This window comes from Streptomyces sp. NPDC028305 (assembly GCF_055569495.1).
The window spans coordinates 847,202-862,261 of the sequence record NZ_JBVHTN010000006.1 but is presented as its reverse complement, the minus strand read 5'-3'; the positions used below and the strand labels follow the sequence as shown (position 1 = coordinate 862,261).

The window sequence follows — 15,060 nt, the reverse complement described above, 5'->3', positions numbered from 1 at the left end:
AACGGTACGGCGCGGCGACCCCCGGCACAGTCGGCCCAGTAGGCGTCTTGGAGGTATGCCTGGCCATACCCCGGAACTATGCCCAGTGGTCGTGAACGGGCGGGCCGGAGGCGGTTGTCTGGACGGCATGACACGAACTGACCTGCGCACCGCGGCGGTCCGGCTCTCGCGGGTGAGCCGGCGCTACGACTCCGGCTCCGGGGCGAGCGGGGTGACGGCGCTCGACGACGTCAGCCTCTCCTTCCCCGCGGGCAGCTTCACCGCGGTCATGGGCCCCTCCGGCTCCGGCAAGTCCACGCTCCTCCAGTGTGCGGCGGGCCTCGACCGGCCCGACTCCGGCTCGGTGTCGATCGGCGGCACCCCGCTGGAGGGGCTGAGCCAGACCCGGCTGACGCGGCTGCGCCGGGAGCGGATCGGCTTCGTCTTCCAGTCCTTCAATCTGCTGCCCTCGCTGACCGCCGCGCAGAACGTGGCCCTGCCGCTGCGGCTGGCGGGCCGCGCCCCCGCGCGCGCGGAGATACAGCGGGCGCTGGCCCGGGTCGGTCTGGCGGACCGGGCCGGGCACCGGCCGGGTCAGCTCTCCGGCGGCCAGCAGCAGCGCGTGGCGCTGGCCCGTGCCCTGATCACCCAACCCCAGGTGCTCTTCGGCGACGAGCCGACCGGCGCCCTCGACTCCGCCACCAGCCGCGATGTCCTGCGGCTGCTGCGGGAGCTGGTCGACGCCGAGCGGCAGACCGTCGTCATGGTCACCCACGACCCGGTCGCCGCCTCGTATGCGGACCGGGTGGTCTTCCTCGTCGACGGGCGGGTGAGCGGAGAGCTGGAGCGGCCGACCCCCGAGCAGGTCTCCGCCCGGATGACACGGCTGGAGACGGTCCCGTGCTGACCATGACGCTCGGCGGTCTGCGGACCCGCTGGATCACGCTCGTCGGCACCTTCGTCGCGCTCGGTCTCGGGGTCGCGCTGATCGCCACCATGTGCCTGGCGCTGGCCTCCACGCTGGACGCCCCGAAGCGCGTTCCGGAGCGGTTCGCCGCCGCGCCGGTGGTGGTGCGCGGCGCCGACACCGTCACCGTCCCCGTGCGGCGCGGACCGGACACGGAGGAGGTGTCGGCGCCGCTGGCCCACCCCCGCCCGGTGCCGCCCGAGCTGGTGCGGCGGCTCGGGCGGCTCGGCCCGGTGACACCGGACCGCACCTTCCCCCTGCTTTCGGGGGCGCTCCCCCAGGGCACCGTCGGCCACCCGTGGTCCGCCGCGGCCTTCACCCCCTACCGGCTGGCCTCCGGGAGGGCGCCGGAGCGGGCCGGGGAGGTGGTCGTCGCCGGTGCCGGGGTGAAGGTGGGCGACCGGATCGGCATCAGGACCGCCTCGGAGTACCGCACCCGGATCGTGGTGGGCACGGTCCCCCGGTCGGCCTTCGAGAGCGCGGTGTTCTTCACCGACGGCGAGGCCGCCCGCATCTCGTCCCGGATCGACGCGGTGGTGGTGCGCGCCCCGGCCGCCGAGGTGCGCGAGGCCGTGGCGGGTACGCCCGGGGTGCGGGTCCTCACCGGCGCGGACCGGCGGCGGGCCGACCCCGACCCGGACCGCGACAGCCGGGCCCTGCTCACGGTCAACGCGCTGCTCGGCACGGCGGCCGGGGTGACCGGCTTTGTCTCCGTCTTCGTGGTCGCCTCCACCTTCGCCTTCGCGGTGGCCCAGCGGCGCCGGGAGTTCGGCCTGCTGCGGATGGCGGGAGCCGCCCCCGGCCAGCTCAGACGCGTGGTCTTCGCGGAGGCCGCGGTGGTGGGGGTGCTCGCCTCGGCCGCGGGCTGCGCGCTGGGGACGTGGGGTGCGCCCTGGCTGGCGCGGCGGCTGGTGGAGGGCGGGGTGGCGCCCCCTTGGTTCACCATCGGCGATCACTTCTGGCCGCTTCCCGTGGCCTTCTGGACGGGCCTGCTGGTGGCGCTCGCGGGGGTGTGGGCCGCGGCGCTGCGCGCCGGTCGGGTCGAGCCGGCCGAGGCGCTGCGCGAGGCCGCCGTGGACAGCCGGACCATGCCGCTCGCCCGTCGGCTGCTGGGCGCCGGGCTGCTGCTGGCCGGGGTGGCGGTGCTGGGGTGGACGCTGGCCGACGACCCGGGCGAGCTGCTCAAGCGGAAGACGTACACCACCGAGCCCATGGTGCTGATCACCGCGGTCGGCCTGCTGGCGCCCCTGCTGGTCCGGCCGTTGGTGCGGGCGCTGGGCCGGCTGCCGGCCCGGCTGCCCGGGGCGACGGGGATGCTGGCCCGGGAGAGCGCCTCGGCCGGGGTGCGGCGTACCGCGTCCGTGGCCGCGCCGGTGCTGATCACGGTCGCGCTGACCGGTTCCCTGATGGGCGCGGCCGCGACGGTGAGCGAGGCCAAGGCGGCCGAGTTGCGGGCGCACACCCGCGCCGATTTCGTGGTCACCCCGGGGGCGGGCGCCGAGGGGCTGAGCGCGGGCGCGGTGCGGCGTGTGTCCGAGGTGCCCGGAGCGCTGACGTCCGCGTCCGCGACCACCGCCGTGTTCGCCCGCGACGGCGAGTCGGCGCTGGTCGAGTCGGCGGCGCGGGCCGTGGATCCGGCGCGGCTCGAGGCCGTCGGGCGGCTGCCCGTGGTCTCCGGCTCGGTCCGTGATCTGGACGACCGGGGCATCGTGGTGAACGAGGAGTGGGAGCGGCCCACCGTCGGCCGCCAGGTCGCCGTCTGGCTGGGCGACGGCCGGAAGACCACGCTGCGGATCGTCGCCGTCCTGCGGACCGGCACCGGCGACAACGGCGCGTATGTCACCTGGGGGAACGCGCGCGGCGCCACGGTGGACCGGATCGAGGTGCGGCTGCGGCCCGGGGCCGACGCGGCCGCCGTGGCCCGGGGGCTGCGGGCGGCGGTCCGGTCCGAGGGCGGGCGGGTGCTCACCCCGGACGTCTGGGTGGCGGAGGTCCATCCCCGCACGAGCCCGCAGACCCGGCTGGGCCTGCTGGTGGTGGTCGGCATCGCGCTGGTCTACGCGGGCATAGCGCTCGTCGGCACGCTGATCATGGCCACCTCCGACCGAATACCCGAGCTGACGGCGCTGCGGCTGGCCGGAGGCACCACCTTCCAGGTGCTGCGCGCGGTGGCGGCGGAGGCGGTGCTGACCGTCGCCGTGGGCGCGGTGCTGGGCGCGGCGGTGGCCGGGGTCCAACTGCTCGGCCTGTGGAGCGCGCTGGGGCGGCTGTCGGTGCCGGCGACCACCATGCCCGCGGTGCCCTGGGGCGCGCTGGGTGCGGCGGTGGCCGCGTGCGCACTGCTGGCGGTGGTCTCCTCCGTCCTCCCCGCCTGGTGCGCGCTGCGGCCACGGCTCGCCTCCCGGCGATGAGCCGGCCACCGGCTCGCCCCGCCCGCTCGACCCGCCCGCTCGACCTGCGGCCGGCGGTTCGGCCGGCGTCCGGGGCCCGGCTAGCGGCCCGCCGCGACCGCGTCGATCAGCTCGAAGGCGGTCTTGCCGTCGATGGTCTCGCGGATGATGTCGGCGTGGCCGGCGTGGCGGGCGAACTCCTGGATCAAGGTGAGCAGCAGAAAGCGCATGGAGCGCACACTGCCCTCGGGGAACCACGGCGCCGGGGGCAGCGGGAAGGTTCCGTTCAGGTCGGGCAGCGAGCGGATGAACTTCTCGGTCTCGGCCACCGCCTCGTCCCAGAAAGCCAGCACCTCCTTGACCGTCGCCTGCCCCTCCTCGGGCTCGAAGCTCAGATGCCACGTGGAGTGGTCGCGCGGGATGGAGCGCGTCACCTGCTTGGCGTCCTCGACCCAGCCCACCTCGACCTCGGCGACGTGCTTGAGGACGCCGAACAGCGACAGCTCGCTCGCCGACGGCTTGAGGAGCGCCTGCTCGTCGCTGAGGCCGTGCAGCGTGCGGCGGACGGCGCCGCGCTGGGCATCGAGGAAGCCCAGGAGGGCTCCGGCCTCGTCACCGTGGGCTTCCTGGTTCACCAGAGTGGGCATGGGTCCGCCTTCCGTCGGTCCTCCGGGAGTTCTCTCTCCCGATGTCTCCGACGCTACGGACCCTTGCGGTCAGCCTCTGTCCTCAACGAGCCCTCAACGACACCTCGGCTTGGAAAATGACGCCTCGACTCAGAACGGGAACTGGCTGCGGCCATGCTGAATGGAGATCCACTTGGTGGTGGTGAAGTCCTCGACGAAGGAGTCGCCGTTGAGGCGCCCGAGCCCGGAGTTCCCCTCTCCTCCGAAGGGCACGATCGGCTCGTCGTGAACCGTGCTGTCATTGATGTGGATCATGCCGGTGCGCACCCGCTTCGCGAAGCGCACCCCGCGCTCGATGTCGCCGGTGTGCACGGCGCCGCTGAGCCCGTACTCCGTGGCGTTGGCGATGCGGACGGCCTCCTCGTCCCCGTCGAAGGGGATCAGCAGCACCACCGGACCGAAGATCTCCTGGCCGAGGATCGCGGCGTCCTCCGCGACTCCGGTGAGCACGCTGGGCGCGACGAGCGTGCCCTTGGTCCGGCCGCGCACCAGCGCGGTGGCCCCCTCGGCGACGGTCTGGTCGACCAGGGCGCTGATGGCCTCGGCCTGGCCCTCGTTGATCAGCGGGCCGATGTGCGTCGTCGGGTCGCTCGGGTCGCCGACCTTCAGCGACTCGACCTTGGCCACGAACTTCTCGGTGAACTCGCGCTCGATCCGGCGATCCACGAGCACCCGGTTCGCGGCCATGCAGACCTGGCCCTGATGGACGAAGCGGCTGAAGACGGCGGCGTTCACCGCGTAGTCCACATCGGCGTCGTCGAGGACGACCAGGGCGCTGTTGCCGCCGAGCTCCAGGATGGAGCGCTTGAAGTGGGAGGCCGCGACGGTGGCGACATGGCGGCCGACCTTGTCCGAGCCGGTGAAGGAGATGACCTTGGGCACCGGGTGCTCGATCAGGGCGTCGCCGATCTCGGCGATGTCGGTGACCACCACATTGAGCAGCCCCGCGGGCAGCCCGGCGTCCTCGAAGACCTTGGCGACCAGCCCGCCACCGCAGATCGGAGTGTTCTGGTGGGGCTTGAGCACAACGGAGTTGCCCAGCGCGAGCGCCGGAGCGACCGACTTGACCGACAGCAGGAAGGGGAAGTTGAACGGGCTGATGACCCCCACCACCCCGACCGGCAGCCGGTAGAGGCGGTTCTCCTTGCCGTCGACCGGCGAGGGCAGAATGCGGCCCTCGGGCCGCAGCGCCAGCTGGATCGCCTCGCGCAGGAACTCCTTGGCGAGGTGGAGCTCGAATCCCGCCTTCACATGCGTGCCACCGCACTCCGCGATGATCGCCTGCGTGAGCTCCTTCTCACGGTCCTCGATGACCCGCAGCGCCCGCTCGAAGACCAGGCGCCGGGCATACGGGTTGGTGCCGCCCCACTCCGGCTGCGCCCGCTCGGCTGCGCGATAGGCCAGATCGATCTCCTGAACGGTGGCCACGGTGATGGAGGCGAGCTTCTCCCCGTTGTAAGGGTTGAAGTCGACGATGTCCCAGGAACCGCTGCCGGTCCGCCACTCACCGTCGATGTACTGAAAGGCCAGCTCGGAGAAGTAGGACATGCCATCCCAATCTGGAGGACACGGTGTCGCTTGTGACGACACCCGCGTACGCGTGGGGGGTTGTTTCCTGACCGACTGTCATCGTACTGGCGAGTCAGGCGACTTGAAGAAGGCCCCGCAGCAAGTCACGGCTCTTTTCCATGGACAGGCTGTCGTCACTCAGCCGCCCCAACACCCCTCGGTAGTGCCCCACTTCCTCGGGTTTGTCGAGGTAGAGCGCGCTGGTGAGCTGTTCCAGATAGACGATGTCCGGCAGGTCCGACTCGGGGAAGCTCAGCAGGGTGAACGCCCCGCTCTCCCCGGCGTGTCCGCCGAAGGAGAAGGGCATCACCTGAAGCGTGACATTGGGCTGCTCGGAGACGGCGATGAGGTGCTGGATCTGGGCCCGCATCACGGCCCGACCGCCGTACGGCCGGTGCAACGCCGCCTCGTCGAGCACCACATGGCAGGCGGGCGCCCGCTCGGAGACCAGCAGCTTCTGCCGCTCCAGCCGCAGCGCGACCCGTCGCTCCACCTCGGGCGCGCCGGCCTTGGGCTGACCACTGGTGACCACGGCATGGGCATAGCCCTCGGTCTGTAGCAGTCCGTGCACGAACTGCACCTCGTAGCAGGCGATATGCGAGGCGGCGCCCTCCAGCCCGACATACGTCTGGAACCAGCTCGGCAGCACATCGCCGTAGCTGTGCCACCAGCCCGCGACATTGGCCTCGCGGGCCAGGCCGAGCAGGGACGCGCGCTCGGTCTCGTCCGTGACCCCGTAGAGCGTGAGCAGATCCTCGATGTCGCGCGCCTTGAAGCTCACCCGGCCCAACTCCATCCGGCTGATCTTGGATTCGGAGGCCCGAATGGAATAGCCCGCCGCTTCCCGCGTGATGCCACGGGACTCGCGCAACCGCCTGAGCTGAGAGCCCAGGAGAATCCGGCGCACCACCGATCCGCTTGACTCGCTTGCGCTCATGTCTGCGACCCTCCCTGTACGGAACGCATCCTTCCGAAGGCGACCCCCGCAGCCCTGGGGCCGAAGTCTGCCACTCTTCGGGCTCCTCCCCGTACACATGTCGTTACTCAAGTGTGAGACGTACACAAGAGGGCGTAGGGAGAATCTGTGTCGAAGTTGGGTACATAGTCTCAAAAAATCTGCGTGCACGTGCATCTGCCCTTGCATACGTTGTGCGCATTCGGAACCATAGGTCTTGCGCACGTGCAAGCTCGTACGAGATCTGGCCAGGATTCGTCAGGGCCACGGATGCAGGAGTAGCTCGCATGGGGACCGAAGGCTCGACCATGCTGGAGCCCGTGTGGCGGGGGCTCCCCCCGATCGACGCCCCCGGCGTTTCCGGTTCCGCGTCCTGCTCACTACCCACCCGCTTCGAAGCGGTCCAGGGAGCCCGTCGGTTCACCGGGGCCACGCTCGAACAGTGGGACCTTCCCGAGATGTTCGACGAGGTGGCCCTGGTCGTCTCCGAACTGGTCACCAACGCCCTGCGCCATGGCGTCTCCGGTGGCCGCCCGGACGGCCCGCCCCGCGCGGAGAGCGAGACACAGGTGCGGCTGCATCTGATGCGCTGGCACTCACGCCTGGTGTGCGCGGTCCGGGACCCGAGCGAGAAGAGCCCGGTGGCCGGCGAGGCCGACGCCGGCCAGGAATCGGGAAGAGGGCTCTACCTCGTGGAGTCCTTCACCGACGACTGGGGCTGGCACCCCCTGGCCGGAACCCTGCGCGGCAAGGTGGTCTGGGCGCTGTTCCTGCTGCCGCGCCCACGGTAGAACCACCCACGGTAGAACCGCCCACGCCGGGGATGACGGCCCTCCGGGCGGGTCACAGCGCGCTGGGCTTCGGCGGGGCGGCCGTCATCCCCAGCGCGTGCTGCTGGAAGAGCCGCGTCACATCATGTGCGGTGACGATCCCCTCCAGATGGCCATGGTCGACGACCAGGATCGGCATGGCGGCCCCGGGCCGCGCCCCCCGCTCCATGACCTCGTTCAGAAGATCGCCCGGCACGGCGAGCGTGCACCGGGAGACCGGCGTGGCCACATCGCGCACCCGCCTGCCCTCCCGGCTCTCGGGCGGCACCGCCGCGAGCCCGCGCAGACTCACCACCCCGCTCGGCCGGCCCTCGAAGTCGATGACCGGCAGCACCGTGTGCCGGGCGGGCCCCGCCACCTCGTCGATGAAGCGGTCCACGGACAGCCAGTCGGCCCCGGCGGCCACCGGGTGGGACATGGCGTCGGACACCCGCACCCCGCGCAGCGCCTCGTTGATGGTGGCGCGCTGCCGCTCCGCGTTGGCGACGATCACCATGAAGAGACCGATGAGCGCGAACCACAGCCCACCCGTGGCCCCGCGGATGAACGACACCCAGCCGAAGGCGATCATCGCCAGGCCGAAGATCTGTCCGCTGCGGCCCGCGGCCCGCTCGGCCCGCTCCCGGTCCCCCGTACGCCACCACATCACCGCCTGCACCACCCGCCCCCCGTCCAGCGGCGCGGCGGGCAGCAGATTGAAGATCCCCAGCAGCAGATTGGCCCACCCCAGCCACACCAGCAGCGCCGCGACCACCCCCCAGCCGATCAGACCACGCGCCCCGAGGCCCGCCCCGAGCGCGACGCCCCCGATCACCAGGCTGGTGATCGGGCCGCTGATGGCCACCAGCAGCGCCACCCCGGCGGTCCGCGGCCGCCCCATCTGGGTCATGCCGCCCAGCGCCCACAGCGTCACATCCTGGACCGAGACGCCCTTGCTGCGGGCGGCGACCGCATGCGCGGCCTCGTGCAGCAGCAGGCTCCCCATCAGCAGCACGGCCCCGATCACGCTCGCGGCCGCGTAGGTGGCGCTGGAGTGGCCCGGGGTCCAGGCCGGGAGCGTCTGGCGGCCCAGCCCGTAGGCCAGCAGGGCCACCAGCACCGGGACGCTCCAGTGCATCCGCAGCGGCACCCCGAGGACATGTCCGACACGTACCGACCCGTTCATCGCCGTATCACCCCAGCCGTCTCATCCAGCCGGACACCAAGCCCACCTACCAGTGTCGCTCGGCGGAGCGGGAACGGGCGCGTCAGACCGGGTCGCTCACCAAGTGGTCGAATTCGCCGCCCTTGATGCCGAGCAGCATCGCCTCGACCTCGGCCGGGGTGTAGATGAGGGCGGGGCCGTCCGGGTAGCGGGAGTTCCGTACGGCGACATGCCCGCCCGGCAGCTTGGCGAACTCCACACACGAGCCCTGCGAATTGCTGTGGGTGCTCTTCTGCCAGGCGGCCCCCTGAAGGTCCACGGCCGCCATGCCGTTGTACGGGTGGTCGCGCACAGGGGCTCTCCACTGTTAGTGCAGCTGTCAACTGACCCGGATCATAACCTTGTTGGCCTGCGAATGCATGGGCATCCGAACGATCAAATGCATTCGCAGATGCACCAGCAGATGCACGTGCACCATGCGTATCCGGATGATCACCCGATGATCACCCGATGATCACCGGGAAGCGTAGGACATAGACGATCCGCACGGTCTATAGATGTGACGCCACCGACGCCCGCCGGGTTCGCCCACACCCGGAAATTCTTCCGGATTCCGTTATTCCGGGGCATGGCACCCAAAAGACCGCCCAAAGCGCGCGTACGGCGTTTTCGCGAACAGCGGGATTCCCGCGGTCGGCGGGGTTCCCGCAGACATACGAGAACCGCAGGCCATCAGCGTGACCCGCGGTTCTCGTTCGGCCGGCGCTTCCGATCCCGTACGGTCGGCGCTTCCGCTCCCTTACGGTCAGCGCCGCGCGGCGGCCGGGGTGCCGGAAGGCTCGGCGAGCGCGATGGACGTGGAGACCGGTGTGCCGAAGTTCGGGGTGCCGTCGGCGTTCCAGTTCACCCTCTGGGCCCGGGTGGTCCGGGTGCCGCTGCACCCGTCCGTGGCCTTGGAGTTGGCGTGGTAGGCCATCCAGACCTCCTTCCCGTCGGGCGACGGGAAGAAGAAGTTGTGGCCGGGCCCGTAGACCCCGTTGGCGTCGTTCCGCTGGAAGACCGGGTTGGCGAACTTCTTCCACGCGCCAGCCGCCAGCGGGTCGCCGCCGGTCAGCTCCATCAGCCCCAGCTTGTAGTCCGGGGTGTCGCAGTGCGAGGCGGAGAAGGTCAGGAACGTCCGCCCGTCGTGCTGGAGAATGGTCGGCCCCTCATTGACGCCGGAGCCCACCTTCTCCCAGCCGTAGGTGGGGGTCGCGATGCGGACGGCCCCGCCGGTCGGGGTCCACGGATTGCTCATCCGGACCGCGTACAGGTTCTGCGTGCCGCCCTCCCAGAAGGAGTAGAGCAGGTAGAGGCGGCCGTCGGGCAGGGAGAGATAGCTGCTGTCGATCATCCAGCGGTTGTCGCCGTACGGATCGACCTGGCCCTTGTACGTGTACGGGCCCAACGGGTTGTTCCCGGCGCTCTCCAGGACGTGGACGTGCTGGTGGTCGATGTCCGTGGAGACGCCCGCGCTGTAGGTCAGATACCAGCGCAGACCGTTGGAGCCGTTGAGACGGTGCAGCTCGGGCGCCCAGAAGTTGCAGCAGCGGGACGCGACGGTCTCGCGGTAGACCGTGGTCGGGGTCGCGGTCTTCAGCCCGCCGAGCGTGGGCGATCTGCGCATCTCCCAGTGGGAGGCCCAGGTGGTGCCGAGGTGGTAGTAGTACCCGGCGTAGCGGATGATCGTCGGGTCCGCGCCGTTCTGCGTCACGATCGGGTTGGTGAACGTCCCGGCCGCCACGGCGGAGTCGGCTCCGGCGGCGGGCGAATCGGCCCTGGCCGCGGGGGCGCCGCCCGTCTGGGGCAGGGCCAGGAGCGCGAGGAGAACCGCCACGAGGAGCGGCAGCACTCGGGTACGGGTGGGGGTCATTGACGGCTCCAAGGTTCGACATTTCGAACGCTTTTCGTCATTCCGGACGGACCGTAGGACCGCCGCGCCACACGGTCAACCCAATTCACAGCCGTAACCGCACGGGCATGAGGCCTGTCAGACCCCCCTGTCACACTCGGCGACATGAGATGGGCGGTGGCGGAGACCGGCGACGGGGGTGCCCGGCTCTGCCCGCTGGACCCCACGGGGCGGGCCGCCGGGCCGGTCGTCGAGGTCACGGCGGCGGCGGGCGGCGTCGCCCAGGCCGTACGGTCGCGGCCCGAGGTCGAGCGCTGGGTGTGGCGGTCGACCGCCGAGGTCTACCCCCGCCTGCTCGCCGCCGGCGTCCGCGTCGAGCGGTGCTACGACATCGAGGCCGCCGAGGCGCTGCTGCTGGGCCACGAGGGGCGGTCCGGTGAGCCGCGCTCGCTGGCCGCGGCGTGGGCGCGGCTGCGCGGGCTGGCCGTGCCCGACGACCCGCCGGTGCGGGCCGCCGAGACCCAGCCGTCCCTCTTCGAGCCCGGCCCGGTGCCGCTGCCGCCCGGCACCGACCCCCTCGACGGGCTGCTCGCGGTCTACGCCGGACAGCTGGCCCGTACGGAGGCGGCCGAGCACCCCGGCCGGATGCGGCTGCTGACGGCCGCCGAATCGGCCGGGACGCTGGTGGCCGCGGAGATGCGGCGGGCCGGGGTGCCCTGGCGGGCCGACCGCCACCGCGAGCTGCTGGACGAGCTGCTCGGCGAGAGATACCCGGGCGGCCTGGAGCCGCAGCGGCTGGCCGAGCTGGCCGACGAGGTGTCCCGCGCCTTCGGGGGCGTACGGGTGCGGCCCGATCTGCCGGCCGAGGTCGTCAAGGCGTTCGCGCGCGCGGGCATCGCGCTCGGCTCCACCCGCGCCTGGGAGCTGCGGGGCATCGACCACCCCGCCGTGGAACCGCTGCTGCGCTACAAGAAGCTGTACCGCCTGCACACCGCGCACGGCTGGGCGTGGCTTCAGTCCTGGGTCCGGGACGGCCGCTTCCGCCCCGAGTATCTGCCCGGCGGCACGGTCTCCGGCCGCTGGACCACCAACGGCGGCGGGGCGCTCCAGATCCCCCGGGTGGTGCGGCGGGCGGTGGTCGCCGACGAGGGATGGCGGCTGGTGGTCGCCGACGCCGACCAGATGGAGCCGCGCGTGCTGGCGGCCATCTCCCGCGACCCGGGCCTGATGGAGGTCGCGGGCAGCGGCCGGGATCTGTACGCGACGCTGTCCGACCGCGCCTTCTCCGGCCGGCGCGAGCTGGCCAAGCTCGCGCTCCTCGGCGCGATCTACGGCCAGACCTCGGGCGACGGCCTCAAGCACCTCGCGGCCCTGCGGCGCCGCTTCCCGGCGGCCGTCGCCTATGTGGACGAGGCGGCCCGGGCGGGCGAGGAGGGGCGGCTGGTGCGCACCTGGCTGGGCCGCACCTGCCCGCCGGCCACCACCTCCGCCGACGCGGCCGACGAGGCGGGCCTGCCGCGCGATCTGGAGGAGGAGCCGAGGTACGGCAGCACGGCCGGCGCCCGCGCCCGCGGGCGGTTCACCCGCAACTTCGTCGTCCAGGGCAGCGCCGCCGACTGGGCGGTGCTGATGCTCGCCGCGCTGCGGCAGTCGCTGGCCGGGGCGGGGCTCCGCGCGGAGCTGGTCTTCTTCCAGCACGACGAGGTCATCGTGCACTGCCCGGCCGAGGAGGCCCCCGCGGTGCGGGAGGCGATCGCGGCGGCGGGCGAGACGGCGGGGCGGATCGCCTTCGGCGAGACGCCGGTGCGGTTTCCGCTGACCACGGCCGCCGTGGAGTGCTACGCGGACGCCAAGGAGTACGACGTCAAGGACTACCTGGACACCGCGGATCACTCGGACGGCAGGGACTAGGGAGCGGCGGGGGCCAGGGGAAGCGCTCGCCCGACCGGCTCACCACCGGAGGCGAGGCGCGCGGTGCGGCGCTCACGATGATCACAGGGCCGCCGGGGCGACGGCCCGTCACGCCGCCCAGGCAGGAGACCTGACATGACCATCAGCCTCGAGCGGCTGCGCCGCTGCTCCATCGCCGTCGACCTCGGCGCCGCCAGGACCCGGGTCTATCTCAAGCGCAAAGGGCTCATCGTCGACGAGCCGTCCGTCGCCGCCGTGAACACCCGCACCGGGGGGCTGATCGCGGTCGGCACGCTCGCCGAGCGCATGACCGGCCGTACGCCCTCTCATATCCGGGTCGTGCGGCCCGTGTCCGGCGGCAGGGTCGTCGACATCGCTATGGCCCAGCGCATGTTGCGGTTCCTCGTCGGCAACAAGCTGCGCCGGGCCTGGCGGCGCAAGCCGCTGGTGAGCGCCGCCGTCTGCGTCCCGTACGACGCGGACCCGCTGGCGGAGCGCGCCGCCGTCGAGACGCTGACCGGGCTCGGCGCCCGGCGGGTGGAGCTGGTCGACAGCCTGGTCGCCGCCGCCGTGGGCTGCGGCCTGCCGGTCGAGCGGCCCGAGGCGACGATGATCGTGGTGTGCGGGGCGGCCACCACCCAGGTCGCGGTGTTGTCGCTGGGCTCGATCGTGGCCGCCGAGCGGGTGCCGGTCGGCGGGGAGACGATCGCTCACGCCGTCGTCCAACATGTGCGCAACGAGCATGCGTTGATGCTGCCGAGCCAGGCGATCCGTCCGCTGCACCTGGCCCTCAGCGGCGCCGGAGCGGCCATGGACGGCACCGAGGTGCACGGCCGGGACGTGGCCACCGGCCTCGCCCGCTCGGTGCAGATCGACATCGAGGGCATCCGGGCCGTGGTGCAGACCCCGCTGACCGGGGTGCTCGACGCGATCGGCGCGGTGCTCCGCCGCTGCCCGCCCGACCTGGTCGCCGACCTCGCGGAGCGCGGCATCATGCTGGCGGGCGGAAGCGCGGGGCTGCCCGGGTTCGAGGATCTGCTGCGGGATGCGACCGGCATGCCGCTGCACATCGCCGAACACCCCGACACCTGCGCGGTCGAGGGGCTGGGCGCGATGCTCGAGGGCTCGGTGCGGCCCGTCATCCTGGACCCCCTGTCCTCCTGAGAGCCGGTGAGATCGGACGCCGTCCGCGTTCTCTTCAAGAATCTTCGGCACGAGTTGAGCGGCACTCCCGCCCCGTCCGTAGTGATGGAGGAAGAGGCCGTCCGGGCCACACAACCCCCGGCCCACACACCGGGAGTGTCTGTTGATGTTGTCCAACTCGGGTTCCGTCCTGGAGGTTCTGGTGCGCGACGACGCCGCCGTGACCGATGCGCATCGGTCGAGATCCCAGCGCGGTACGCCGGACGAGGAGCTCATGCGCGCGCTCTACCAGGAGCACGCCGGGCCGCTGCTCGCCTTCGTACTGCGCCTGGTGGCCGGCGATCGGCACCGGGCCGAGGACGTCGTCCAGGAGACCCTGGTCCGTGCCTGGCGCAACGCCGACCAGCTCAGCAGGGCCACCGGCTCGATCCGGCCCTGGCTGGTCACGGTGGCCCGGCGGATCGTCATCGACGGGCACCGCAGCCGCCAGGCCCGCCCGCAGGAGGTCGACCCCTCCCCGCTGGAGCTCATGCCGGCCGAGGACGAGATCGACCGCGCCCTGCGGCTGATGACCCTCTCGGACGCGATGCACGACCTCAGCGACGCGCACCGCGAGGTGCTCGTCGAGACGTACTTCAAGGGCCGCACGGTCAACGAGGCGGCCCAGACGCTCGGCATACCCAGCGGGACCGTGCGGTCCCGGGTCTTCTACGCGCTGCGCTCCATGAAGCTCGCGCTCGAGGAAAGAGGAGTGACGGCATGACCGCGCAGGCGCCCCACGCCGGGCACGACGCCGTCGGCGCGTACGTACTCGGCCTCCTCGACGATGCGGATGCCACGTATTTCGAGCAGCACCTGGCCGGTTGTGAACAGTGCGGAAGCCGGCTCGACGAGCTGGCGGGGCTTGAACCCATGCTGGCGGAGCTGGCCTCCGGCGTCCCCGGCATCCACGGTGCCCCGGGCCGGCCCGGGCTCACCCACGTCCCGCACTCCTTCACCGCCACCCCCAACGCCATCGAGACGCTCACCGCACGCCCGGGCCCCGGGCTGCTGGACCGTATGGTCGGCGAGGTCGCGGTGGTCCGCCGCCGGCGGCGCCGCCGGCACCTCTCCCTGGTGGCCGCGGCCGCCGTCCTGATCATCGGCGGACCGCTCGGCGCGGTGGCCCTCACCTCCGACGACGGCTCGACCACGGCGATCACCGCGACCACCACGAGCGAGACCTTCGAGAAGGTGCCCACCAAGGTCGAGGCCACCGACCCGGACACCAAGGTGAACGCCACGATCGCGGTGACGGACAAGAAGTGGGGCACCGACGCCATGCTGCGGCTGAAGAACGTCAAGGGCCCCCTCGCGTGCAGCCTGATCGCGGTCCCCAAGAGCGGTGAGAAGCAGGTCATGACGACCTGGTCGGTGCCGCCTCAGGGGTACGGCATCCCGGACAGCACGGACAAGAGCGCCCGGGACCCCCTGTTCACCCAGGGCGGCGCGGCCTACAAGCTGGCCGACATCGACCACTTCGAGATCCGCACGCTCGACGGGAAGCTCCTGGTCTCCGTGAAGGTGTGAGCCACCCGTCGAAGGGGTGAGCCACC

Annotated in this window: 13 protein-coding genes; 7 read left to right on the top strand and 6 right to left on the bottom strand. The window is 72.0% G+C overall.

Annotated elements, in window-relative coordinates:
* The first annotated feature begins 127 nt into the window (after positions 1-127).
* Positions 128-886: an ABC transporter ATP-binding protein gene (locus tag ACZ4WQ_RS29285; protein WP_311727128.1), complete on the top strand. Its 759-nt coding sequence runs from the start codon at positions 128-130 to the stop codon at positions 884-886.
* Positions 880-3,357: an ABC transporter permease gene (locus ACZ4WQ_RS29280; RefSeq protein ID WP_468022547.1), complete on the top strand. Its 2,478-nt coding sequence runs from the start codon at positions 880-882 to the stop codon at positions 3,355-3,357. The genes ACZ4WQ_RS29285 and ACZ4WQ_RS29280 overlap by 7 nt, the downstream gene beginning before the upstream one ends.
* An 80-nt stretch (positions 3,358-3,437) precedes the next feature.
* Here the strand turns inward: ACZ4WQ_RS29280 and ACZ4WQ_RS29275 are convergent, their stop codons facing one another.
* The 3 genes from ACZ4WQ_RS29275 to ACZ4WQ_RS29265 form a co-directional block, all read right to left on the bottom strand.
* Entirely contained in the window at positions 3,438-3,983 is a 546-nt protein-coding gene (locus tag ACZ4WQ_RS29275) for a DinB family protein (RefSeq protein ID WP_398376620.1), read from the bottom strand.
* Positions 3,984-4,112: 129 nt separating this feature from the next.
* Positions 4,113-5,570, bottom strand: a complete 1,458-nt coding sequence (locus ACZ4WQ_RS29270) for an aldehyde dehydrogenase family protein (RefSeq protein WP_311727125.1) — start codon at positions 5,568-5,570, stop codon at positions 4,113-4,115.
* A gap of 94 nt (positions 5,571-5,664) precedes the next feature.
* Positions 5,665-6,528, bottom strand: a complete 864-nt coding sequence (locus tag ACZ4WQ_RS29265) for a helix-turn-helix domain-containing protein (RefSeq protein ID WP_311727123.1) — start codon at positions 6,526-6,528, stop codon at positions 5,665-5,667.
* Positions 6,529-6,833: 305 nt separating this feature from the next.
* Here ACZ4WQ_RS29265 and ACZ4WQ_RS29260 point away from each other — a divergent pair, with 305 nt between their 5' ends.
* Positions 6,834-7,337, top strand: coding sequence for an ATP-binding protein (locus tag ACZ4WQ_RS29260; RefSeq protein ID WP_358843862.1), 504 nt, complete (start codon positions 6,834-6,836; stop codon positions 7,335-7,337).
* A gap of 52 nt (positions 7,338-7,389) precedes the next feature.
* Here the strand turns inward: ACZ4WQ_RS29260 and ACZ4WQ_RS29255 are convergent, their stop codons facing one another.
* From ACZ4WQ_RS29255 to ACZ4WQ_RS29245, 3 genes are all read right to left on the bottom strand, one after another.
* The gene (locus ACZ4WQ_RS29255; protein ID WP_398376617.1) at positions 7,390-8,541 is read right to left on the bottom strand and encodes a site-2 protease family protein; all 1,152 of its coding nucleotides are present in this window, start codon (positions 8,539-8,541) and stop codon (positions 7,390-7,392) included.
* 82 nt (positions 8,542-8,623) lie between these two features.
* Positions 8,624-8,848, bottom strand: coding sequence for a DUF397 domain-containing protein (locus ACZ4WQ_RS29250; RefSeq protein WP_311727224.1), 225 nt, complete (start codon positions 8,846-8,848; stop codon positions 8,624-8,626).
* Between the two features lie 477 nt (positions 8,849-9,325).
* Entirely contained in the window at positions 9,326-10,432 is a 1,107-nt protein-coding gene (locus ACZ4WQ_RS29245) for a glycoside hydrolase family 43 protein (protein WP_311727119.1), read from the bottom strand.
* A 144-nt stretch (positions 10,433-10,576) separates the two neighbouring features.
* On the opposite strand from ACZ4WQ_RS29245, the gene ACZ4WQ_RS29240 reads away from it, so the two are divergent.
* The 4 genes from ACZ4WQ_RS29240 to ACZ4WQ_RS29225 all read left to right on the top strand — a co-directional run bounded on the left by ACZ4WQ_RS29240 (position 10,577) and on the right by ACZ4WQ_RS29225 (position 15,034).
* Complete coding sequence (locus ACZ4WQ_RS29240; RefSeq protein ID WP_385347963.1) at positions 10,577-12,322, top strand: bifunctional 3'-5' exonuclease/DNA polymerase; 1,746 nt, start codon at positions 10,577-10,579, stop codon at positions 12,320-12,322.
* Positions 12,323-12,457: 135 nt separating this feature from the next.
* The gene (locus ACZ4WQ_RS29235) at positions 12,458-13,486 is read left to right on the top strand and encodes a rod shape-determining protein (protein ID WP_385347960.1); all 1,029 of its coding nucleotides are present in this window, start codon (positions 12,458-12,460) and stop codon (positions 13,484-13,486) included.
* A gap of 145 nt (positions 13,487-13,631) precedes the next feature.
* Positions 13,632-14,228, top strand: coding sequence for a sigma-70 family RNA polymerase sigma factor (locus ACZ4WQ_RS29230; RefSeq protein WP_311727116.1), 597 nt, complete (start codon positions 13,632-13,634; stop codon positions 14,226-14,228).
* On the top strand, positions 14,225-15,034 hold the full coding sequence (locus ACZ4WQ_RS29225) for a zf-HC2 domain-containing protein (protein ID WP_398376613.1): 810 nt from the start codon (positions 14,225-14,227) through the stop codon (positions 15,032-15,034). The genes ACZ4WQ_RS29230 and ACZ4WQ_RS29225 overlap by 4 nt, the downstream gene beginning before the upstream one ends.
* Positions 15,035-15,060 lie beyond the last annotated feature (26 nt).

Bases quoted from the DNA above. Each gene is read 5' to 3' on its own strand.
- ACZ4WQ_RS29275 (WP_398376620.1), bottom strand. From the start codon at position 3,983: ATGCCCACTCTGGTGAACCAGGAAGCCCACGGTGACGAGGCCGGAGCC.
- ACZ4WQ_RS29235 (WP_385347960.1), top strand. From the start codon at position 12,458: ATGACCATCAGCCTCGAGCGGCTGCGCCGCTGCTCCATCGCCGTCGAC.
- ACZ4WQ_RS29230 (WP_311727116.1), top strand. From the start codon at position 13,632: ATGTTGTCCAACTCGGGTTCCGTCCTGGAGGTTCTGGTGCGCGACGAC.
- ACZ4WQ_RS29240 (WP_385347963.1), top strand. From the start codon at position 10,577: ATGAGATGGGCGGTGGCGGAGACCGGCGACGGGGGTGCCCGGCTCTGC.
- ACZ4WQ_RS29225 (WP_398376613.1), top strand. From the start codon at position 14,225: ATGACCGCGCAGGCGCCCCACGCCGGGCACGACGCCGTCGGCGCGTAC.
- ACZ4WQ_RS29245 (WP_311727119.1), bottom strand. From the start codon at position 10,432: ATGACCCCCACCCGTACCCGAGTGCTGCCGCTCCTCGTGGCGGTTCTC.
- ACZ4WQ_RS29250 (WP_311727224.1), bottom strand. From the start codon at position 8,848: ATGGCGGCCGTGGACCTTCAGGGGGCCGCCTGGCAGAAGAGCACCCAC.
- ACZ4WQ_RS29255 (WP_398376617.1), bottom strand. From the start codon at position 8,541: ATGAACGGGTCGGTACGTGTCGGACATGTCCTCGGGGTGCCGCTGCGG.
- ACZ4WQ_RS29260 (WP_358843862.1), top strand. From the start codon at position 6,834: ATGGGGACCGAAGGCTCGACCATGCTGGAGCCCGTGTGGCGGGGGCTC.
- ACZ4WQ_RS29265 (WP_311727123.1), bottom strand. From the start codon at position 6,528: ATGAGCGCAAGCGAGTCAAGCGGATCGGTGGTGCGCCGGATTCTCCTG.
- ACZ4WQ_RS29270 (WP_311727125.1), bottom strand. From the start codon at position 5,570: ATGTCCTACTTCTCCGAGCTGGCCTTTCAGTACATCGACGGTGAGTGG.
- ACZ4WQ_RS29285 (WP_311727128.1), top strand. From the start codon at position 128: ATGACACGAACTGACCTGCGCACCGCGGCGGTCCGGCTCTCGCGGGTG.